The organism is Streptomyces sp. NPDC043726 (assembly GCF_056436565.1).
The window spans coordinates 137,354-158,490 of the sequence record NZ_JBWKCI010000015.1 but is presented as its reverse complement, the minus strand read 5'-3'; the positions used below and the strand labels follow the sequence as shown (position 1 = coordinate 158,490).

Sequence of the window (21,137 nt, the reverse complement as noted above, 5' to 3'; positions counted from 1 at the left end):
GGTCGGCTCAGTTCCCGGTCCCGCTCGGCTGCCGCCACTCACGGGGCCAGTTCCCGGACGGAGGCGGCGGCCCGGCGACCCCCAGTTCGCTTCGGGCGCAGGTGTAGAACGCATCGCGCTTCTGGCTCACCCGCTGTGAATCGCGGGTCCACCCCTCCGCGTCGTGGCGCGGCTCTCGTACATGGAGTTCCAGGGTCCAGATCGCCTCGTGCCATGACCGCGCCGCCGCGACGGTCTCGGCGTCGCCTATCAGCAGCACGGACTCCCACATGACGGCCCGGCGTGCCTCCGCCTCGGCGAGCAGCGGTAGCCCCTCGGCGGGATCCAGTGGATCGACGACGTGGGCGTACCCCAGAGCCGCGCCTATGCGCTGGGTGATCCCTATCTGCTCCTTGAGCGCATTGCCGTACCGGGCGTAGACCTCGAACTTCTTCTCCTGCCAGCGCTCGGTCTGAGTACGGCGCCACCGCGTCCGCTCCGTCAGCGTCGTGGTGGCATACGAGCCGGCGGCACCCACGGCCACAGCCAGCAAGGTGCCGAGCTGATCCATAAACATGCCGCCCCCATGCAGTCGACGCCCCTGAGCTCGTCGTTCTACCAGATCTTCCGTACCCAGCAGCAGAGTTACGACCGTCGGGGAGTACGGCGTGGCTCAGCCCCTTCCTGGCGAGCACCCGCACGCGCCGGCGGCGGCTGCCGCTCCACACATGTGATCAGGGCGTGTGATCAGGGCCGGACCGCATACCGCCAGAGGGCGGCTTGACCGCCATCCCTCGGGTGAACACGGCCCCGCGATGTGCGCACTTCCCGCCCGGCCGGGTTCGGTCCGACGACGCTGTGCCGGTGTGACCACTCGAGTACCGCGGCGTTCCGTTGACGAAGGAGCACACAGGTGAAGCGTCCGTCACGTCCGGCGACCGCGCTCTCCAGCGCCCTGGCGCTGCTCGCTCTCGCCGGGGCGGCAACACCGTCCGCGGCCGGAAGCTCTGCCGGAACAGCCGCGTCACGAGCCCCCTACGTAGTGGTCCTCAAGGACAGTGCGGGCGACCCTGGTGCGGTGTCATCGACGCTCGCCCGGCGGTACGGCGCCGCGCCGACGGCCGTGTTCCGGCACGCGATCCGCGGCTACGCGGCCCGGCTGACGTCAGCCGAGGCGACAAAGCTCCGTTCCGATCCCGCCGTACGGTTCGTCAGTCCGCAGCGCACGCACCGGCTTCCGGCCCCCACCCGGCACGAGGCGATCGCCTGCCGGACGGCCACCGGGCCGCAACAGTGCCTCCCGGAATGGGCTGACCGGATCGAGGCCGATGAGTCCTCCGCGCGTTCCGGGGACGGGCAGGGCAGCGTCACCGGCGTGAACGTGGCCGTCATTGACAGTGGCATCGACGGTGCCCATCCCGACCTGAACGTACGGGGCGGCGTCGACTGCCTCAGCGGGAGCCCCGTCGCCCCGGGCACCAGCCTGATCCCGGGCGACCCGCACGGGACAGAGGCCGCCGGAATCGTGGCCGCGAAGGACGACGACACGGGGATCGTCGGTGTGGCACCAGGCGCACCGCTGTGGGCCGTCAAGGTGTTCCCCGACGACGCCAGCGGGCTGGCCTCGGACGAGATGCTGCTCTGCGGCCTGGACTGGGTCGTGTCGACCCGCGGCGATGAAGACCCTGACAACGACATCCACGTGGCGAACATGAGCTTCGGGTCGGACGAGGACGGCCGGGACGACACGGACGACGAGGCGTGCGGGACCGTGTCCGGCGATGCGCTGCACATGGCGATCTGCGCCGCCGTACGCGCCGGTGTCACGCCGGTGGCCGCGGCCGGAAACGAGAACGTCGACCTGGCACGGCACAGCCCGGCCGCGTATCAGGAAGTGCTCGCGGTCACCGCCATGGCGGACTTCGACGGCCGCCCGGGCGCGCGGGCCGAGCCGGACTGCTACGGAACGGACTACGGGTTCTTCGGAGCGGCCGACGACCAAGCGGTTCTGGAGTTCAGCAACTTCGCCCGCAGCAGGGACGACCGGCGGCACACGGTCTCCGCGCCCGGCATCTGTGTCCTGACCACCAGCTCGGACCCCGAAGCACGGTACGCCGCCGTGGACGGCACCAGCTTCGCGGCTCCCGCGGCGGCCGGGGTGGCGGTGCTGTGCATCGCCCACGGTCGGTGCGGCACATCGACGCCCGCGGACAACGTGCGCGTCCTCGCCGGTGACACCGACCGCTACAACCGCAGACATCCCCGCTACGGCTTCGACGGCGACGACCGTACCCCCATCACCGGCCGCCGCTACGGCCCTCTCATCCACGCCGGCAGCTACTAGACCGTCAGGTACCGCGAGACAGGAGCAGGCGTGAACCGTCCCCGCCCCACCACCGTGCTGTCCACGCTGGCCCTGGCCACGGCCCTGTCGCTGCAGGGCTCCGTGCCCACGTCGGCACGCGCCGCGGAGCCGGAGCGCCCGGAGGGCTACATCGTGGTCCTCGACGATCCTCCAGGCACCGATCCAGCCGCACTCGCCACACGCCAGCTCAAGGCCATGGATACGGCTGCCGTGCCAAGGGCTGTGTTCCGACACGCGCTGCGCGGCTACGCGGCGGACTTCACGCCCGCACAGGCCGCCGAATTGAGGCGCGCGCCAGGGGTCCGGTTCGTCGCCCGCGAGCACGGCTACCGATCCGCTGCCCAACGCGTCCGCCCCCTTCCCCTGAACCCGCGAACGACCACGTCCGGCAGCGCGGCCGCGCCGATCTCCTCACCGTGCCGCAGGGCACTCGACATCACCCGCCGCCAGTGCCTGCCCGAATGGGCCGACCGGATCGACGCCGAGAAGTCGTCCGCCCGTTCCGGTGACGGCCGCGGCTCTGTCCACGGCGTGAACGTGGCCGTCATCGACACCGGCATCACCGCGGGCCACCCCGAACTGAACGTCCGCGGCGGCACCGACTGCGTGACCGGCGCTCCCCTCGTCCCCGGGGCCAGCCTCTCCGACCCGGACGGCTTCGGCACGGCCCTGGCCGGGATCGTCGGCGCCCGCGACAACCGCCTCGGGATCGTCGGCACCGCACCGGGCAGCCCCCTGTGGTCCTACAAGGTCTTCCCCGACGGCGGCGCCGACGCCACCGATGCGGCCCTGTTGTGCGCGCTGGACCGCATCGCCGCGACCCGCACCGACACCGACGCCGCCAACGACATCCACGTCGCCACCATGGCGTTCAGCCGCTCCGACCTCACGCCCGCCGACGACGGCCGCTGCGGCGCCGACAACCACGACGCACTCCACATGGCGGTGTGCGCGACAACCCGGGCCGGAGTCACCCTTGTCGCGGCCGCGGGCAGCATCCGCTATGACATCGCGCTCTCCGTACCGGCCGCCTACGACGAAGTCCTCACCGCCACCGCCATGGCCGACTTCAACGGCCGCCCCGGCGGCGGTCCCGGTGCCCACTGCCGCGGCACCGACATGGGCAGCTTCGGCTTCGTCGACGACCAAGTCGCCATTCCCCTCGCGAGCTTCGCCCGCGCCGAGGCCGACCGACGGCACCTGGTCGCCGCCCCCGGAGTGTGCCTCGCCACCACCGGGCCCGCCGACGAACCTTTGCCCTTCCTCGCCACGGGCACCGGTCCGGCCACCGGGATCGCCGCCGGAGTGGCCGCGCTGTGCGTCGCCCGCCGGGACTGTCCGGCGGACCATCCCGCCCGGACCGTCCGCACCATCGTCGACGACGCCACCGGCTATCAGCGCCGACAGCCCCAGCACGGCTACTACGGCGACCCCCAACACCCCATCCGCGGCCGCTACTACGGCCCTCTCGTGACTGCCGCCGTCTACTGAGCTCCGCGTCCGCGCGACGCGTCATCAGCGGCTCCTCGATGAGCAAGCACACGGCGAGGGGAAAGACGTAAGGCGGGGCCACCTGCTGTGAGATGACGGTGCGCAGGTCGCCGGACCGAGTTCGCCCCACGGCACACACCGCAATTCATGCACGGTACGCGTCAAACGCATCGCGTCAGCCGCCGCTGGCATCCACCTCCGGAGGGGACGATTCCGTTGAGCGCGCGGTCGAGATGCAACAGAGAGTCCACCAAGACCATCCGTACCCTGGCCAAGGGATGCCCCGTGAGGCGGGGACTGACTTACCTGGGCTGCTCTTCTCAGCGGGCGTGGCGCGGAACGCGGCCCGGGGAGCCCAGACAGGAGATCATCACCTTCTGGTTGATACGCAGGTGACCATTAGCTGAATCGTTTCTTCACCTGCATTGCGCTTCCGGCGACCAATGCGGAGGGTACCGTTACCTGTGTCCGTGTTCCGCCTGCAGACACCGCCGAAAGATCCCTTTGCTTGCGTCCGCAAACTCGATTGGCGTTCTCCCAGCACGCCAACCCGCCCGGATGTGCCAACTCAATTGAGGAGAGTGACGCGTGACCGAGGCTATTGTGACCGCCGCGCTCGTCAAGATCTCTCAAGGATCCGGCGCTGCACTCATCGACCTCATCCGTCGACGCCTCGCCCGCGATCAGAGTCCTTCACACGCGCTGGAGATACTGACTCGCGCGGAGCACGGAGCACTCTCTGCGGATGACAGGCATGAACTTCAGATCCTGCTGCTCAAGCACGCGAGCCAGGACCCGACGTTCCGGGAACATCTACACAGGCTTTCCATCTCCGCTGGCGTGAACAACTCCGTCACATCCAGCAATGTGCAGAAACTCATTCAAGCCCAGAACATTGGTAGCGTCTCGATGTAACGCAGAACTCAGCCGGGATACGAAGCGCCAGGGAAGCGTCTGTACCGCACCCACGGAAAAGATCGGAGGGAAGGCGCAGTGAATCCCGAGCAAGAAGGCGCTCCGCATAACATTGCCGAACGCCTGTCGGCCAATCAGCTGCTGCAGGTGGGGTCGTCAGGCCCTATATATGTCCAGCGCTCTCCTTCGGTGAACCGCACAGAAGTACCCCACATGCTTCCCGGCGGTGTGGGCCGAGTCATCGGCCGCTCGCATCTCCTCAAGGCCATGGACGACGCCATGGGGTCTTCAGGATCCCGGTGCTGTGTACTGTGGGGTCTAGCCGGATCAGGCAAGACCACTCTGGCACTCGCTTGGTCGGGATCGCAGCTGGAATATTACCCCGACGGACAGTTCTTCGTCGACATGCAGGCATACTCGAATGCCCCGAGGGTAGAACCCCGCGACGCACTGCGCACTTTCCTGGCCGCACTTGGCGTAAGTCGCTCTGATTTGACCGACGAAACAGGATGGGGAAGCGCATTTCTCGCAGCGACAGCCGGCAAGAAATGCCTAGTCATCATTGATAATGTGTCGACTTACGAAGACATCCGAGAACTTGTACCCGGCGTGGGTTCCAGTCTGATTGTCACAAGTCGACGCGCCATCCCCGAAATGATCATTCGACACCAGGCTCAGGTCCTCAAATTGCCTCTGCTCAGCATCGAAGAAGGCATCGAACTGCTTGCGGAACGAGTGGGCTTCGTCCGAGTCGGCAGGGACAACCAGAGCGCGACCCGCATCGTCGAGCTGTTGGAAGGACATCCCCTGGCGCTTGCCATCGTCGCCGCCAAACTCGCCGTCCACACCTCATGGGATCTTCGGGACGCACTGGACGGAATCCAGTCTGGAGATACCCCGCTTCGATTCCTGGATGACGCTGATCTCGGCATAGAGGTCGGAAGGGTCATCTCTTGGTCCGTCGAAGACCTCGACCCTGAAACCAAGTTCGTCCTGTACGCAGCATCGATGTTGCCCAATACCGAGCTCTCCAGCGCCGTGTTGCGCCTCGTCCTCGACCAGGACGAATCAAGGTGCGACCGAACCTTGCGCACACTGAGTCTCGCGTCTCTGATCGACGAGATCAGTCGAGGGCACTACCGAATGCACGACATCATCCGGGCGTACCTGTCAGAGACACGCGCTCAAGTACTGAACGCCGAACGACAGATCGACATCGCTCGCCGGATCCGCACAACCTACCTCGCGCTCAGCTTCGCAGCCGACCAGGCGATCGATCCCAATCGGTCCCCCATCTCGCTGGGAAACACAGCGGAACGGATCGCCGGCGAGGTCCGCTTCACCGTTCCTGAGGCACTCACGTGGTTCAGCACCATCACGCCGACCATGGTCCGCCTGATGGACGAAGCGTCAGTCAGCCATGACTACGAGTTCGCCACCCGCTTCGCCTGGTGTGTCAACACCTACCTCTACTGGCGGCAGGACGTTCCCAAAACCCTCGAGGTCCAAGAGCGCGGCCTCCGAGCCGCCATGGCAGGTGACCACCCCATGGAGGCACACTGCCGACGCGGCCTCGGAAGGGCGCTCGCCGACGCCGGGCAACTCGACGCTGCAAAGGAACAGCTCCTGGCGGCCCTCAGGATTGAGAGTGCACGCGGAGACAGCAGCCAGGCGGCGTCCACCCAACACGCCATGGCGGAACTCTCACTACGCTCCGGCTCGTACCACCAAGCCGTCCGCTGGGGGCTGCGTGCCGCCAGAGAATCCCGGCGCAACAACAATGCCGTCCGTGAAGCGCGCGGCTTGTACGACGCAGCACGCGCCCTCGTCGAGCTGGGACACTACACGTGGGCCGAAGACTTGGGGTTGCGTAGCCTGGCGATGTGCGAGGAAAAGGCGAACGCATACGGCCGCGCGCTGGCTCTGCGAGTCCTGGGGACAGCCGGCATAAAGTCCGGGGACCTCGACAAAGGCTGCACCTGGTTGGAACGTGCATGGCGAGCCGAAGAGGCACTCGGCAACTCCCGCTCGGTCCGAGCAATTCTGCAGCAACTTGAAGATGCCTACACCCAAGTTGGGAACAGCAGCGCGGTAGCCGAAGTCCATCGCGTACTCACAGACCTCGATCGCTTCGTCAGCGCAGACGAGCCCAGGTGAAACGGCAACCACATGGCTCTGCGTCACACGCCCCTCGTCCCTGCCGAGCGGCTGGCCAGCCCGACCTCCTACCGCCAGCTCTCGCGCCGCGCAGAGGATGCTCGCTTCCGCGCCAGGCTCGACAGCCTCATCGGGACGCAAGCCCTTGGCTCCCTGAGTCGAGCACTGGCCCGCGAGGGAGCTGTCAGCATGAAAGGAGTGGTCCCGGCCGGCCAGTTCGATGCCTTCCGACAGAGCTACGACACGGAGATGCGCTCTGGCGGCAGCCGTGGCACGCTCCACAGCTACCTGAACATCGCCTCTTCGAAACCGTTAATGGCAGACCCCGGCTTGTGGGACGCTGTCGCGCACCCTCTTTTCACCGTCCTCATCGCCTATGCGCTGGGCGGCCCGGTAAAGATCATCGACATGCGGGCCAAGGACACTTACCCCCTCGACGTCGTCGCTCGCGACAACACCCTGCACCTGGACAACAGTCCTTTCATCGACGAGTACAAAGTAGTTGTCACCTGGAGCCTGGGCAGCACGAAGGGCCCCTCAGGACAGGGACTGACCTATCTACCCCGAACGAATCAGCTCTTCAGGCAGTGCTTCGTGGATGCGGACGGGAGCGTCTGGAGCGACGAAGATGCCTGCATCTTTCCCTCAGGAGGCCGAGTTGATGAACTACTCACAGCGCAGGCCGACTTCCTGGAGTCCCCTGACCCGCTCATCGTGCACTTGACCGACCTCGACGCGCCATGTCATACGATCTTCGCGGCGAGCAGACTGGTCCACCACCGATACCGCACGTCGACCGGAGCGGCCAGAAGCGCTGTCATGGCGTCCTTCCACCGCACCGATGACAGCGAGGAGCAACTGGGCTCACACGGGCCTGTCCTCACGCACTTCCTCGCCGTCGGCGGATCACAAGAGCAGTTCCTTTCTGCCGTGCACCATGAGAAAACCACCATTGAAGCAGCCTTGAGCCAACTCTCTGAAAGGCCGCACCTCCTCGTAGACCCCCAGCGTCACAGGCTCTCCGGAGAAGCCTTCTCCCAGTGGTACTCGCGTCAATGCGCGGGCGTCACGCTCAACAACTTGCGCACACGGCAGATGGCTCGGAACACCGCTGTCCGTACGTCTCCTATAAGTCAGCTCGTACAGAGGCTCCAGTACGATCTACAAGGACCTCTTAACATGCCCTTCTTCGCCGACATGAGGGAGACGCGGCGCAAGCGCGCACGTATCTCGCTTCGCGAGATGTCCCCCGAGGAGGTCCGCGAGGTCATCGATACGGCGTGCAGGGCGTCCCCCGAGGCGATCAACCCAACCGCGCAGGGAGCCACCAACGGATCCACCGTCGCCCTGAGCAGCCTCCTGCTGGACCTCGGCCGACTGCTGGAGCAATCGCCTGCGGCAGCCGAAGTCAGTGCTGTGCCAGGTTCGGCGGACGCATGGTTCGTTCGTTCCTTGCCGCCGTTCATTCGGGACCTCACCGTCACAGCGAACTGGCTGGATGAAGAAGACAAAGACTCCCTGACGACAGCAATGGCGTTTGCTCTTCTTGCCTCCGCACTGAGCTCAAGACGGTTCAGCCTGGGAGACGACGGTCGCCGCATCACCGAACGGTTGCTTCAGGGCTACGCGGCACTGGTGAACGACACCGCGGACGCACGCCCATGACACCGGAACGCCACAGCCTCGACGTCTACTTGCAGTCGGTCAACGAACAGATCCAAACGACGAAAATGTCATCGGAGCTGTGGTTTCGGAGCCCGCCCGGGCATCAGATCCGCGCCAACGACCGATTCGTGCGGGCACTCATGAGCGAAGGGCTGGCTTCGGCGCCGTCGCCCTCACTCTCCGCAGCACAGCATGCACAGCATCGCCCCAGCACAGTCCGTAGCGCTTATTGGGCTCAGGCCACACGAGCTCGAGACGTCGCTGTCCACTTCGGGGCGGGCGGTCACACCTCGCTTCACGATTACTTCACTGCCGACGCAGGACGAAATCGCGAAGCTGCCCTCGCCCGGACAAGACTGAACGTGGCCCCGTCCACGCCGGCGGACTACCTCCTGCGCAGCATTGACCGACTCACGGCCACGACCTGCGCCGATCCTGCACAGTCGTGCCGCAAGACCATGCGCAATCTGGCACGAGACTGGTCCCGCCTGGTACAGGCATGTCAGGCACCACCGGGCTCCGCCCTGCCTGCGTCCCGGGTACTGCGCGAGTTTTACCGCTTGACAACGAGGGAAAGTCCTCCAAGCGGCCTCCAATACGCTCCGACCAGCTCGCCAGACAGTGGGTGTCCGGTTCTGCTCACGGATATCGAAGCCCGCGAAATGGCAACGGTGTACATGCTCGGCAGGCTCCCGTTCACGGCTCAGGAATACCGCATGGCCGCGGAGCTGGTGGCGCTGCCTCGATTGCAATCAGCACTGCTGGCGGTGCAACTGCAGCTGACAGTCTCCTCCGCAGAGCCGCTGGCCAGGCTCATCGCGGGCTTCGGAACGCCCCGAGTCCTGCTGCCTTTCACCGAAGCCTTCGTCGACGGCTTCAATTACTCCTCGTCGACACGAATCGACCTGTGCCCGAACCCCAAGCTGATCACGGTTCTCTGCAACAATGTCGTACCCGCCATCGCGGGCGAACTCCTCCACAAAGGCGCTCAGGCCGCAGATCTCGACGCCGACTGCATCCGTGCCGGTGTCATCGCAGCGAGGCGACGCCGTGTCTACGAGATAATGATCGCGCTCTTCAGCCGAGCGGACACGCTTCCTCCAGACAAAGTGGCTCTGTCCGGCTTTAGCCGACGGGTGTGTCCCGCTGCCGTGCCCTTCTCGGCCTTCCTCGAGGAATGGCTCCCTTACTACTACGACCACCTGGCATGAGGAGGCACGGCATCCTCCAATGCGTTGATGGACATTACGCAGTCGGCGATGCGAACGGTGGGCCGAGCTGTCGGCATGCAGCAGTTGACGACTGTGTGGACAGCTGTGACCTGAGAGCCAACGGTGCCGCTCCGCAACCGTTCGCTGCTGCACCGTGTGACGGCATCTGGGTGACCGACCATGAGAAGTACGAGTAGGGGCAGCTCATTGTCGGAAGAGGGTGGGTAGAACCCACCTCGCGAGAGGGAGCACCACATGGCTGCATCTCACAGCAGTGGCCCCATCGACCAGCAACCGCTTCGGTTCTACGACGGTGGCCTTGACGCCACGGCGGAACGTGAGGAAGTTCGGCCCGACCGCGACGCCGATGCCCGCATCGAGCTCAAGCGGGTCATCAAAGACGACCGCGAGCAGTTCATGATGCAGCGCCGTATCGCCTATCGTGACCGGCACCTGGGGGAGTTCCTGGTGCCCCGGGAGACCGGTACGTTCTGCACTGACCTGACCTCCGTTCCCACGTTTCTCACCTGGCTCGTGCCCAAGACCGGTGAGCACCTTCCGGCCACGCTGCTGCACGACGGACTCAGCCATCCCGAGGGTTGGCCGGAGTACACCTCGACCGAGGGCAAGGTCGTCTGGCGGGCGGAAGCCGACCGTGTCCTGCGCGACGCCCTGGCGGATGCCGGCACCGCGCTGATCCGGCGGTGGCTGATCTGGTCGGCGGTAGCCACGGCGACGATGTGGCAGGGCGCGGGAACGAACTGGCCGACGCGGTTGAAGTGGCGCTACCGCCTGATCGTGGGCATGACCGCCTTGGGCATCCTCGTGCTCGGCGCCTGGGCGACCCTCGACCTCTTCGACCGCGAGATCTCCTGGCTCGGGAACCTGTGGTGGATGGGCAACCGGCCGTGTTGGGTGGAACTCGTCGGCGGCCTGTCGGCTGCGATCGTGTTCTCGGTGGGGTGGTCGGTGACCTGGGGGCGCTTCTGGAAGGCCGGCGCGATCGTCGGGGTCAGCCTGGCGGTGCTGTTGCACGTGACGGTGGCCGTACTCTGCATCACCGCCGTGTACCAGGTGATGGAACGCTTCACGAAGTGGGCACCGCGGGCGGCAGGCGCTCTGGCCGCCCTTGGACTGATGGCGGCGCTGAGCGGATTCGTCGCGGTGCTCTGGACCCGTTGAAGCAATACGTCACGTACGAGTTCGTCAGAAGTGGGCCCGCTCGTCCGCTGCCGGTGGGCAACTCGCTCGGCAGGCCTCGGGAATCCATGGCCCGTCGCACGGGGTTGGGTCGAGCGGACTGGTCTCTCGCGTGACAGCACGGTCGCACCAGTCGCACAGCACTGTCGCATGGACACCCGCCGCCTCAAGGACCTCGGCCGCGTCTTGGGCCGCCTCGAGCCAGCGGGGTTCGGTGACTGCTACCGGCGCGCGATCCAGCAGGAGCTTGCTGTACCAGAGGCTTAGGCCAGTGACCGTCCGAATCGCACGGACCGCTTCCATCTTCCTGTCGCCTGCCCCCGTCAGCAGGACACGGAATCCTGGCTCTTCCACTCACCCTCCCCAGCGGCTTCGAACTGCCCGGCAAGTGAACCATCCCTGCTGCTGCCTCACGACACGGGCGGAGCTTCGAGACCGGCGCCGGCGGGGTACCGCTCGGGGCGGAGGGACAGTGGTCACCAGTCGCGGATGGAGTTCACGCTCTTGACCAGTGCCGCACGCGCGGCGGTGAGGTCGCGGCCGGTGGCTGTCTGGGCTTCGTCGACGAGGTGGTCGAGAGCGTCGAAGAGTTCCTCGCGTTCCACGGTCTCGATGAAGTACGAGCGGCTGTCCAGCGCGTTGAGGGCGGCTCCGAAGGTGTGCCCGATCTCCGCGATGTTGGCATGGTCCTCGCTGCCGGTGACCTCGGCGAGGAAGGCTTCCCGGGTGGCCTCGTAGTGGGCGAGGGACTTGCGGTAATCAGTGCGAGGTATGTGCTCGCGGCCGTGCCAGTTGCGCAGCGGGTTGGTGGCGTTGGCGGCCACCCAGTCCGGCTTGCGAGCACCACGGATGTCCAGTCGCACTCCGTGCCGCACCTGGGGACGCCAGGCCTTGCGCATCGCGGACGCGTAGTCGGCCGGAATGCCGTCCAGACACACCTCCTCCATCTCTGGGACGTGGCGCGGCAGCAGGCAGTCGGAGGCATCCATCCCGAACAGCTCCCCGATCGTGAGCTCTTGCAGCAGCGGCAGATCGTTCAGGGCCGCGGCGGAAGTGAGCGTGCCCAGGTTGCCCAGCAGCGTCAGGCGCGTCAGGGCGGGGAAAGCGGAAACGAGTCGGGCGCAGTCCAGCTGGGTAGTCTCGCGGACGGTGAGGTGCTTGATGCTCGCCCTCGGGGTGACACTGGCGGGTTCCGCGGCTAGTTCCTCGGCCGTGCACGTCAGCGCATACGGGGCCGTCCAGTCCTCGCGGTTTCCGCTGTCCCAGTGCCGCTGCCAGGCCAGTTGCTCACCCCTCCCCCACGCCGGTGCGTAGACGTTGGAGGGGGCGGTCACCAGCGGGGGCAGGGAGCCGATCACCGTGAAGCTCTTCGGAAGGACCCAGCCGCAGTTCTGGTGCGAGAGAGTGCCGCCCCCTCTGTGGTGCGTGAGTCGCAGCGGCCGCACGTCGCCCAGGTCGGCCACGGCGGCTGGCCTGGGCCCGGACCAGTCCAGTTCGACAACCGCAGCGCTCTCCGCCGCGGCGTCGATACCGGTGATCTGCGAGGCGGTCCAGGCGCCGAGCGCCTCGGAGTACACGGTGACGACGTCTCCGACGGCGAATGGTCCCGGTGGTATGTCTCATGTCATGCCCGGATGCTAGCCGCCGTGGAATGCGGCGGGCCGGATACCCTGCCCGCCGCACCTGGCAGTGCACAGCCTCAAGGCCGTACGCCGCCCTCCCTTCTAGTGCTCGCAGAGGGAGAACTCTCGTTCGTAGAGCTGCTCGTTGTGTTCGTCGATGAAGAACTTGCGTTCCTGCATGAGTTGCTCGCGGTAGGTCTTGGCCTGTTCCAGGGTCATGGTCGAGGTGTCCGACCAGGGCTGCTGTGGGGGTATGTCGGAGGTCGAGACGATTCTTTGCGACGGGTCGACCAGGAAGAACGCGAGGATCTTGCGGTGTCCCGGGCGGGTGGGGTCGGCCAGGCGGAAGGAGCCGACGCGGTGCTGCAGGACGTTCGGGAAGGCGAGGCAGCGGCCCGCCGGGGTCGATACGGAGCCCAGCACCTGGTTCAGGGCGTCTTCGTCCTCCAGGCCGTAGACCTCGCGCAGACCGTTGTCGTCGTTCTGCTCGTACGAGGGGTCGTCGAGGGCCGCCCGGAAGCTCAGACGGCTCTCGGTGATGTTGTCGTTGTCCCAGTAGTAGATGCCCGTCGAGACGATCCGCTCGTTCATCATCCCCTCGACGTGCCAGGAACCGCCGGCGTACTCGGGCTTGTCCGGGGTGAGATGAATGGTGGCGAGCTTGACGATGACCTGGAGGCTGCGCCCTCGCAGGTCGACCCGGGCGAAGTCGTCGGGCAGCTCGGGCGGGGTGAAGGCGGGGGCGTCCGGGACCACTGGGCGACGGTTCTCCCACCAGTCGTCCTGGGCCTGCTCCCATGCGCGGACCGCTTCCTGGTAGGCCGCGTCATCGTTGAAGGAGGACTCGTCCGGGTGCTCCGGCTCGGAGTCGTACCAGCCGTAAGGATCGGCTTCGATCCGCAGCGGGCGCGGATGGCGCAGATCGGTGAGCACGTTCTCCAGCAGCGGGCGAAAGCGAGCCAACAACTCCGGCAGGACGTCGGCGAGTTCGCGGTGCTTCTCCGGGTGGACGTTGTTCACGTACGAGCGGAAGGCGACCGCGCCGTCCTCACTGACGTCGACGTCCGTGGGCAGCCACTGGAACTGCTCCGAGAACTCGTACCGGGAATAGCGGTCCGTCGGGTTCTGCCACGCCCCCTCCGGTGCGCCGCTCACCTCGCGCACCAGGCAGAAGAGTGAGGGGTGGACCAGGTCCAGTACCTGGTTGTCGGATCCGGGGTGCCAGTCCTGTTCCGCTTCGGGGACCTCTTCCAGAACCCGCACCGCCTCGCGCAGCCGGGTTCTGAGGCCGTCGTCGACCAGGGTGTCCGAGTGCCACACACCGTCGACGGCGGACACCTCGGCGCCGGTTCGTCCGTCGCGCAGTGCGGCGTAGTGCGCGAGTTCCGCCAGCACGTAGCGCACCTGCGCCTCGGTCAGGCCCTGGGCGAGGGCTTCCTGCGTCCACCGGGCGACGATGTCGGCGTCGTTCGCCTTGTCGATCCATCCCGGCTTCGCCCGGATCTGTGCGCTGCACTGCATCATCTGAAGTTCCCGCAGCGTCCGCGGCGTCGCGAACGATATGGAACGGGAAGCATGAAACGGCAGCGGGAAAGCAGACAGGCCGGTCAACTCTCTTGGTCCTCCCAGTCGATGTGCAGCGGCCGGAAGGATACGACAGCCCACTGACATCCCCGGCATTCCCGCGGTACGGGCCGGGACCGACGAGCACGCGGGGCAGACATCGGATACGCCTCGCGCCCTCATCGGTCCCGGCCACCCGTCACTGCGTGACGGGCGACGTCATCCTGCCGGTGCGTGCAGGTCAGGGAAAGGTCAGCTTGAAGCTGTTGATGTAGCCGGTGTCGTACGTCGCCCTGTCCTGGACGCGCAGGCTCCAGGATCCGTTCGCGACCTCCGCCGAGGCGTTGACCGTGTACGTGGTCTGCACGTTGTCCGCGGAGTCGGAGGACGAGAACGGCTTCAGGTTGTAGACGGTGCCGTCGGGAGCGACGAGGTCGACGACGAGGTCGCCGCGCCAGGTGTGGATGACGTCCACGCCGACGGCGAGGTTGCTGGGCGCGTTGCCCGTGATGCCGGTGACGTTGACGGAGGAGGTCACGGCGGAGCCGTTGTCCGGGATGGAGACGTCGGAGGTGTTCTCGAAGACCTTGCCCGGCGGGTTCGTCGTACCGGACGAGAGGGTCCAGACGGCGTGGGCGATGGCGTCGCTGTTGCGGTCCAGGGCCGTGTCGTTGATGTTGGCGGTCGTGTCGCACGACGAGTGGTAGCAGCGGTCGAAGGCGGTGGCGGTGCCGCCCCACTTCTGCACCTGCGCGGAGGTCTTGGTCCGGCTGGCGCCGGTGAACAGGCCGCCGACGGGTATGCCGACGTTCTTGAAGGAGGCGTGGTCGGAGCGGCCGTCGCCCTCGGTCTCGATCTCGGTGGGGACACCGAGGCCGGCGAAGTAGTCCTTGAAGGTCTTCTCGATCGCCGGGTCGTCGTCGTAGACGAAGTAGCCCGGGTTGGGCGAGCCGATCATGTCGAAGTTCAGGTAGCCGCTGATCTTCGCGCGGTCGGTGGAGGGCAGGTTGTTGACGTAGTACCGGGAGCCGACGAGTCCGAGTTCCTCGGCACCCCACCAGGCGAACCGGAGGTGTTTGGTGGGCTGGTAGCCGGACCGTGCGACGGCCAGTGCGGTCTCCAGGACCGCCGCCGAGCCTGAGCCGTTGTCGTTGATGCCGGGGCCGGACGTCACCGAGTCCAGGTGTGCGCCGGCCATGACCACCTGGTTGGCGTCGCCGCCGGGCCAGTCGGCGATCAGGTTGTAGCCGGTGGAGCCGCTGGTGGTGAACTGCTGGATGGTCGTGGTGTATCCGGCGGCATCCAGTTTCGCCTTCACGAAGTCGAGCGACGCCCTGTAGCCGGGTCTGCCGTGGGCGCGGTTGCCGCCGTTGGCGCTGGCGATCGACTGGAGATCGGCGAGGTGCTGCTTGACGTTGGCGACCGGGATGTCGGGCGCCGCGGCGGCGGTTCCCGGGGCGGTGGCTGCCGGGACGGCCCCGGCGAGCAGGGCGGTGAGGGCTACACCGGCCACTGCGAGGGCACGCTGACGAGCGGAGAGGTTCATGTGGGGGCTCCGTGATTCCGAACTGAGGATGGGTTACGGAACGTGCGAACGTCCCGCTGCGTTGGTGAAGCGGGACGCTGGAGCTGTGTGATGCCTGTGCCTGGTGCGGCGATGCGAATTGAATGTTCGGTGAAGGCTGACTTAGCGTCAAGAGCACTGCGCGTGCGCGCTGTTGAGGGCCCTGACGCAAGGGGCCATGCTGTGGCCGCCACCCCATCCGGAGCGGAGGCTCTCGTAGAAGTCGTACTGCGGCGGATTCCGGGGAGCCGGTTCGCTCAGCCGGCCTCCTCCGCGCGGACACGGTCCGCGATACCCAGGGTCAGCGCCTCCGCCTTGTCCTCGAGGTTCCATTTGCCGTCACGGTAGGCGTGGTTGCTGACCCAGAACACGAGGACGCCGTCGCGCAGGGACCGGCTCAGGAGGCCGAGGGACCAGTCGTTGCCGCCGTCGTGCCAGGCGAGGGGGCCGTCCGGGGTGTCGCCGATGGTCCAGCCGTAGCCGTAGGAGGTGTCTGATCCCGGCTCCGCCACGCGCGGTTCGAAGAGCTTGTCCCTCGCCGCCGCGGGCAGGATCTCCTCGCCCAGGAGCGCGCGGTGCCAGCGGAACATGTCCTCGGCGGTGGAGAGCATGCCGCCGTTGCCGCGCAGGTTCCAGTACGGGCCGTCGGCGGCCCAGGGGTGGTCCACGGGCCTGCCCTTGCTGCGTCCCTTGCTGTCGTACTCCACCGCGACCAGGTGCCGCGGCCAGCGGGGCAGCACATATCCGGTCTGCTCCATCCCGGCCGGGGCGAACAGGTGCCGGGCCAGAAACCGCTCGTACGTCTGTCCGGATGCCTCCTCGACGATCGCGGCGAGCAGGCTGTAGCCGGTGTTGGAGTAGTGGAACTCCTTGCCCGGGGCCGCCTGCAGCCGCGACTCCATGGCCTGACGCAGCAACTCCTCACGCGATACGGGGTCGTAGTCATCGCCGAGGGCCTCGACCAGGCCCGACGTGTGCGTGAGCAGGTGCTCGATCGTGATGCTTCGCTTGTCCTCGGGCACGGGCCGCTCGCGACCGAGAAACCGGCTGATCGGATCGCTCACCCGGAGCCGACCCATGGCCTCCAGTTTGACGATCGCGGCCGCGGTGAACTGCTTCGTGATCGACATGACGTCGTACACGGTACGGCAGCTCGCCGGGGTGCCGGCGGCCCGGTCCGACGCTCCGAATCCGCCGCAGTAGGAGAGTTTGTCGCCGTGGGCGGCGATCACGGTGCCGCTGGGTCCGGCGGGCAGGGCGCGGCGCAGGAAGTCGGCGACGGATTCGCCGTCGCGGGGCTGGGACTTCGGGGCGTGTACCGGTGGCGCCGCGGCATCGGGTCCTACGGCGCACCCGCCGAGCATCAGCAGAGCAGCACCGGCAACGGCCATGGCCGTACGGCGGCGGGGGCGGGGGCGAGGGCGGGACTGATTCGACTTCATGTGGCCTCCAACATCGGTATTCCGAGCCGAGGTTGAGCCCCGCTTCGCCATGCTTCAAGCCATGATGGTGTTCGAGCTTGTGCGAGCACCTGTACGTCCAGGTCAACAGGGGAGCCACCACGATGACCACACCACCACCCGTACCGGTCGAGACCGACGCGGCCGCCTTCGTGGCGGCGCTGCGCCGGCTCAAGGCGTGGTCGGGCCTCAGCTACCGCAGGCTCGAACGCCGCGCGGCGGAAGCCGGCCACAGCCTGCCCTACTCCACGGCGGCGACCATGCTCGGCCGGGACCGGCTGCCCCGTGCGGAGTTGGTCGCCGCGTTTGTGGCGGCCTGTGGGGTGCGGGCGGACGAGGCGGAGGCATGGCTGGACGCACGGATGGCCATCGCTTGCGGCGGGCGGACTGCCGTAACGACCATCGAGAGCGCGCCCGTGGCACGGAACAGGATTTTCTGGCGGCCGCGTTGGGCCCTCGCCGTCGCCGTGGCGGTCGCACTCTTCGGTGGCGCGACGGTGGGCGGTGGCTTCACCGATGACGTGGAGGTCGACGACGCGCGGACGTCGCTGCATCTGCCGCGTTCCTGAGCGGCGAACGTCGACACGATCCCGACGCACAAAGATGTGCGGAGTGAGTCCTCACTCATTGACGGAGTGAGGACTCACTCCGTACGCTCGTAGTCATGACAGCACCCAAGGAGAACCAGGCCGCCCGCCGCCGCGCCCCCGGCATGTCGCCGGAGCAGCGGCGCGAAATGATCATTCAGGCCGCGATCCCGTTGATCGCCGAGTACGGCGCCACGGTGACGACCGCGAAAATCGCCCGCGCGGCAGGCATCGGCGAGGGCACGATCTTCCGGGTCTTCGCCGACAAGGACGAGTTGATGCAAGCCTGCATGGCCGTGGCGCTCTCCCCCGACCACGCGGTGCGCGAGCTCGACTCGATCGATCTGTCCCAGCCGCTGGCCGACCGGCTCGCCGAGGCGGCGGACGCGCTGCAGGCCCATACGGCACGGATGGGCGCGATCGCCGGCGCAATGGGCCATGGCGGCGGCAAGCACCCCGGCACGGTGCGCGGCGCGGGGCGCCACGAGTCGATGACCCGTATCCGCACCGCCCTCGCGGAGCTGCTGGAGCCCGACAAGGCCGCCCTACGCCGGCCGCCGGAGCAGATCGCGGCGCTCTTCTTCGGACTGCTCTTCACCCAGCCGCGTACGGACGACGAGCCCGAACTGACCCCGCAGGAGCTGGTGGAGATCTTTCTGCACGGGGCGGTCTCGGAAAGCGCCAAGTGAGCGCCCGGCGAAGGCGCGTGGGGGCTGCGGCTCTGGCTGTCCTGGCCCCCGTCGTGGTGTGGCTGGTCGCGGACCCGCTCCTCGGACAGCGGCTGCGGATCGCCGACGGCGAGCGGACGCTCGACGTCGGCGCCGTGCCCGTGGCCGTCGTCGCGACTCTCGCGGCTCTGAGCGGCTGGGGACTGCTGGCCGTCCTGGAGCGGTTCCGGGTGCGGCACGCCCGCGCCATCTGGAGCGGGGTGGCCTGCGCCGTACTGGCCGCGTCCTTCCTGCCGCTCATCGGCGACGGCATGGACGGCGGCACCCGGGTCTGCCTGGCTGTGATGCACCTGGCGGTGGCGGCGGTGCTGATACCGGGGCTGGGCGGCAGGTCCCCCGGGGCGGTAGCCGCCGCAGCAAGAAGGTGACCGCTTCTGACTGCCCAGGCGGCGACGCTCAGCCGTTGGGCCGACCCGAGTGATGAGTTTTCGCGTCCACACCCGTCACACGTACGACAGAGCACGATGAGGCGGAAGGATGACGTGATGAGTGCGATCGGGCGGCTGGAGGAACTGAGTGTGGACGGTCTGGGCGAGGTCGACGAGCCGACGTTCTCGGGGCTGGCGGAGCGGCACCGGCGGGAGCTGCATGTGCACTGCTACCGGATGCTCGGGTCGTTCGAGGACGCCGAGGACGCCGTCCAGGAGACCTTCCTGCGTGCCTGGCGGCGGCGGGAGACCTTCGAGGGGCGGTCGACGTTCCGGGCCTGGCTGTACCGGATCGCCACCAACGCCTGCCTGGACCTGCTCGCCAAGAGCCGCCCGGAGCCCGCGACCGGCGGCGAGGTGCGGTGGCTCCAGCCCTACCCGGACCGGCTGCTCGACGAGCTGCCCGGGGACGACGCGGACGAGCCGGAGGCCGTCGCCGTCGCGCGGGAGACGATCGAGCTGGCGTACGTGGTCGCGGTCCAGCATCTCGCCCCGCGACCGCGGGCCGTGCTGATCCTGCGGGACGTGCTCGGCTGGCCGGCGAAGGAGGTCGCCGAGGCTCTCGGGGACTCCGTCAACTCCGTGAACAGCGCGCTGCAGCGGGCCCGGGCCGGGATGCGGGAGCACCTGCCGTCCGAGCGGCAGGACTGGACCGGCGGCGAACAGGACGCCGGAACGCGCGAGTTGGTGCGCCGCTTCACGGAGGCCAGCGTGGCCACGGACATTCCGGCGCTCGCCTCGATGCTGCGGGACGACGTCCGCTGCTCGATGCCGCCCACGCCGGGCCTGTACGTCGGCCGTGACGCCGTGGTGAACGACTGGGTCGAGAGCGGCTTCGAGGGCATGCAAGGCCTGCGCCCCGTGCTCACCGCCGTGAACCGGCAGCCCGCCATCGCCTTCTACCAGTGGCGGAAGCAGGCGGGCGCGTACCTGCCGCTGACGATCGACGTCCTGCGCGTCACCGGTGGGGCGATCGCCGAGATCGTCACGTTCCACGACGACCAGTTCCCGCGGCTCGGGCTGCCGGAGCGGCTGCCGGCGGATGGCACGGAGTAGTACGGCGTGGAGGGGCGCGCGTTGCCGTGGCAGCGCAAGGGGCAGATCCGGCCCGCCCGTTGACTCCAGTACGACGTCGAAGGGGCCCTGGGCCGCGGCGACTTCGTGCACCACCTGCGCGCCCATCTCCGCGAGCCGCTCGCCCCGCGCAGGCGTCGCCGTCACCGCGGTCGGCTCGGCTCCGGCCCCGACGGCCAGCTCGGTGACGTGTGGTCGAGCCCGGCCCGAGACGCCGGTCAGCAGCACCCTGCGACCGGTCAGGGAACCGGCCGTCCGCAGCAGCCGCAGTGCGGTGATCCCGGCCAAACGCAGCCGATGGCTGGAGTACGACCCCACCCGCGACTGGCTGCCCGAACCACCCACGGGCGGCTCCGGCTCCGGCACAGACTGACCTCGTCTGCCGGTCTCGGACGCTTCCGAAGGGGGCGGCTCCCTGGGCTGCTTGATGTCAGAGATGGAGTTCGGGCGGGAAACCGGTCCAGCGCAGTTCTTCGGGCAGGTGCCGCATGTCGTTGGAGAACAGCACGGAGGACGGCCTGCCGGGTGCGTATCGGATGACCGTCAGTGCCGTGTTGGCGTGGTTGAGGCCCATCCAGCGCCACTTGGGGGCGTCGAGTGCGGCCCGGACCAGCCAGCCGATGAGGAAGTTGTGGGTGACGAGCAGTTCGTGGCGGGGCTGATCGCCGTCCACCGGACCGGTGAACGTCGCGAGTGCTTCCCGGGCCAGTGCCGGTCCGCGATTGCGCTCCTCCTCCGGAACCTGGGCGAGGAAGGCGAGCATGGCGTCGGCCGCATCCGGCGGCAGCTCGTCCTTCGTCGGTAGGTAGGGGACGTAGTCGCCGGACAGTTCCGACTCGTGCAGGGGTACGGTGTCCAGCTGTGCGCCGATCAGCCGGGCCGTCTGCTGCGCCCGGGGCAGCGGTCCGTGGTGGATCGCCGAGAGTGGGGCGCTCCGGAGCCGCTCGCCGAGCAGAACGGCTTGGCGCCGGCCCCTCTCCGTCAGGGTCGTCTCATCCTCCGACGCCTCACCGTGCCGAGCGAGGTAGAGGTATCGAGCGGCCGCGTCTGTCATGTCCCGGGTCTCCTCGCCATCCGTGATCTTATATGCCGGGAGGGACGCCGAGTGCGTTGTGCGCAGTTCCGTCG

General features: G+C 67.7%; 18 protein-coding genes and 1 pseudogene. 11 read left to right on the top strand and 8 right to left on the bottom strand.

Translation table 11 applies throughout. The features are described from left to right. Window positions 1-7 precede the first annotated feature (7 nt). A complete protein-coding gene (locus tag AC068Z_RS35395; protein WP_478565322.1) occupies window positions 8-556 on the bottom strand; it encodes a hypothetical protein in 549 nt (182 codons plus the stop codon). Between the two features lie 336 nt (window positions 557-892). On the opposite strand from AC068Z_RS35395, the gene AC068Z_RS35390 reads away from it, so the two are divergent. The 7 genes from AC068Z_RS35390 to AC068Z_RS35360 all read left to right on the top strand — a co-directional run bounded on the left by AC068Z_RS35390 (window position 893) and on the right by AC068Z_RS35360 (window position 10,965). Beyond that, window positions 893-2,323, top strand: a complete 1,431-nt coding sequence (locus tag AC068Z_RS35390) for a S8 family serine peptidase (RefSeq protein ID WP_478565319.1) — start codon at window positions 893-895, stop codon at window positions 2,321-2,323. Window positions 2,324-2,353: 30 nt separating this feature from the next. Next, window positions 2,354-3,835, top strand: a complete 1,482-nt coding sequence (locus AC068Z_RS35385) for a S8 family serine peptidase (protein ID WP_478565316.1) — start codon at window positions 2,354-2,356, stop codon at window positions 3,833-3,835. Window positions 3,836-4,423: 588 nt separating this feature from the next. After that, window positions 4,424-4,750 (top strand): hypothetical protein, encoded by a 327-nt coding sequence (locus tag AC068Z_RS35380; RefSeq protein WP_478565314.1) that lies wholly within the window; start codon window positions 4,424-4,426, stop codon window positions 4,748-4,750. 78 nt (window positions 4,751-4,828) lie between these two features. After that, window positions 4,829-6,907, top strand: coding sequence for a hypothetical protein (locus AC068Z_RS35375; RefSeq protein ID WP_478565311.1), 2,079 nt, complete (start codon window positions 4,829-4,831; stop codon window positions 6,905-6,907). Between the two features lie 12 nt (window positions 6,908-6,919). After that, entirely contained in the window at window positions 6,920-8,572 is a 1,653-nt protein-coding gene (locus AC068Z_RS35370; protein WP_478565308.1) for a hypothetical protein, read from the top strand. Window positions 8,573-9,288: 716 nt separating this feature from the next. Next, the gene (locus AC068Z_RS35365; protein WP_478565305.1) at window positions 9,289-9,783 is read left to right on the top strand and encodes a hypothetical protein; all 495 of its coding nucleotides are present in this window, start codon (window positions 9,289-9,291) and stop codon (window positions 9,781-9,783) included. A gap of 255 nt (window positions 9,784-10,038) precedes the next feature. Further along, window positions 10,039-10,965 (top strand): DUF1353 domain-containing protein, encoded by a 927-nt coding sequence (locus tag AC068Z_RS35360; protein WP_478565302.1) that lies wholly within the window; start codon window positions 10,039-10,041, stop codon window positions 10,963-10,965. Window positions 10,966-10,989: 24 nt separating this feature from the next. Here the strand turns inward: AC068Z_RS35360 and AC068Z_RS35355 are convergent, their stop codons facing one another. The 5 genes from AC068Z_RS35355 to AC068Z_RS35335 form a co-directional block, all read right to left on the bottom strand. Beyond that, on the bottom strand, window positions 10,990-11,337 hold the full coding sequence (locus AC068Z_RS35355; protein WP_478565299.1) for a ribosomal protein L7/L12: 348 nt from the start codon (window positions 11,335-11,337) through the stop codon (window positions 10,990-10,992). 122 nt (window positions 11,338-11,459) lie between these two features. Next, window positions 11,460-12,560 (bottom strand): hypothetical protein, encoded by a 1,101-nt coding sequence (locus AC068Z_RS35350; RefSeq protein ID WP_478565296.1) that lies wholly within the window; start codon window positions 12,558-12,560, stop codon window positions 11,460-11,462. Between the two features lie 147 nt (window positions 12,561-12,707). Continuing rightward, entirely contained in the window at window positions 12,708-14,216 is a 1,509-nt protein-coding gene (locus AC068Z_RS35345) for a DUF4246 domain-containing protein (protein ID WP_478565293.1), read from the bottom strand. Window positions 14,217-14,409: 193 nt separating this feature from the next. After that, window positions 14,410-15,714 carry a M28 family peptidase gene (locus AC068Z_RS35340; RefSeq protein ID WP_478565290.1) on the bottom strand — a complete coding sequence of 435 codons (1,305 nt, stop codon included), beginning with the start codon at window positions 15,712-15,714 and terminating at the stop codon, window positions 14,410-14,412. Window positions 15,715-15,989: 275 nt separating this feature from the next. Beyond that, window positions 15,990-17,174, bottom strand: a complete 1,185-nt coding sequence (locus tag AC068Z_RS35335; protein ID WP_478565287.1) for a serine hydrolase domain-containing protein — start codon at window positions 17,172-17,174, stop codon at window positions 15,990-15,992. Window positions 17,175-17,251: 77 nt separating this feature from the next. Here AC068Z_RS35335 and AC068Z_RS35330 point away from each other — a divergent pair, with 77 nt between their 5' ends. The 4 genes from AC068Z_RS35330 to AC068Z_RS35315 all read left to right on the top strand — a co-directional run bounded on the left by AC068Z_RS35330 (window position 17,252) and on the right by AC068Z_RS35315 (window position 19,991). Then, complete coding sequence (locus AC068Z_RS35330; RefSeq protein WP_478565284.1) at window positions 17,252-17,761, top strand: hypothetical protein; 510 nt, start codon at window positions 17,252-17,254, stop codon at window positions 17,759-17,761. 95 nt (window positions 17,762-17,856) lie between these two features. After that, complete coding sequence (locus tag AC068Z_RS35325) at window positions 17,857-18,468, top strand: TetR/AcrR family transcriptional regulator (protein WP_478565281.1); 612 nt, start codon at window positions 17,857-17,859, stop codon at window positions 18,466-18,468. Beyond that, window positions 18,465-18,875 (top strand): DUF6069 family protein, encoded by a 411-nt coding sequence (locus AC068Z_RS35320; RefSeq protein ID WP_478565278.1) that lies wholly within the window; start codon window positions 18,465-18,467, stop codon window positions 18,873-18,875. The genes AC068Z_RS35325 and AC068Z_RS35320 overlap by 4 nt, the downstream gene beginning before the upstream one ends. A gap of 117 nt (window positions 18,876-18,992) precedes the next feature. Beyond that, window positions 18,993-19,991: an RNA polymerase subunit sigma-70 gene (locus AC068Z_RS35315; RefSeq protein ID WP_478565275.1), complete on the top strand. Its 999-nt coding sequence runs from the start codon at window positions 18,993-18,995 to the stop codon at window positions 19,989-19,991. Window positions 19,992-20,009: 18 nt separating this feature from the next. Here the strand turns inward: AC068Z_RS35315 and AC068Z_RS35310 are convergent. Both AC068Z_RS35310 and AC068Z_RS35305 read right to left on the bottom strand, forming a co-directional pair. Next, a pseudogene (locus AC068Z_RS35310) lies at window positions 20,010-20,303 on the bottom strand (zinc-binding dehydrogenase); the annotation flags it as partial. A 136-nt stretch (window positions 20,304-20,439) separates the two neighbouring features. Continuing rightward, window positions 20,440-21,063 carry a histidine phosphatase family protein gene (locus tag AC068Z_RS35305; RefSeq protein ID WP_478565272.1) on the bottom strand — a complete coding sequence of 208 codons (624 nt, stop codon included), beginning with the start codon at window positions 21,061-21,063 and terminating at the stop codon, window positions 20,440-20,442. Window positions 21,064-21,137: the final 74 nt, after the last annotated feature.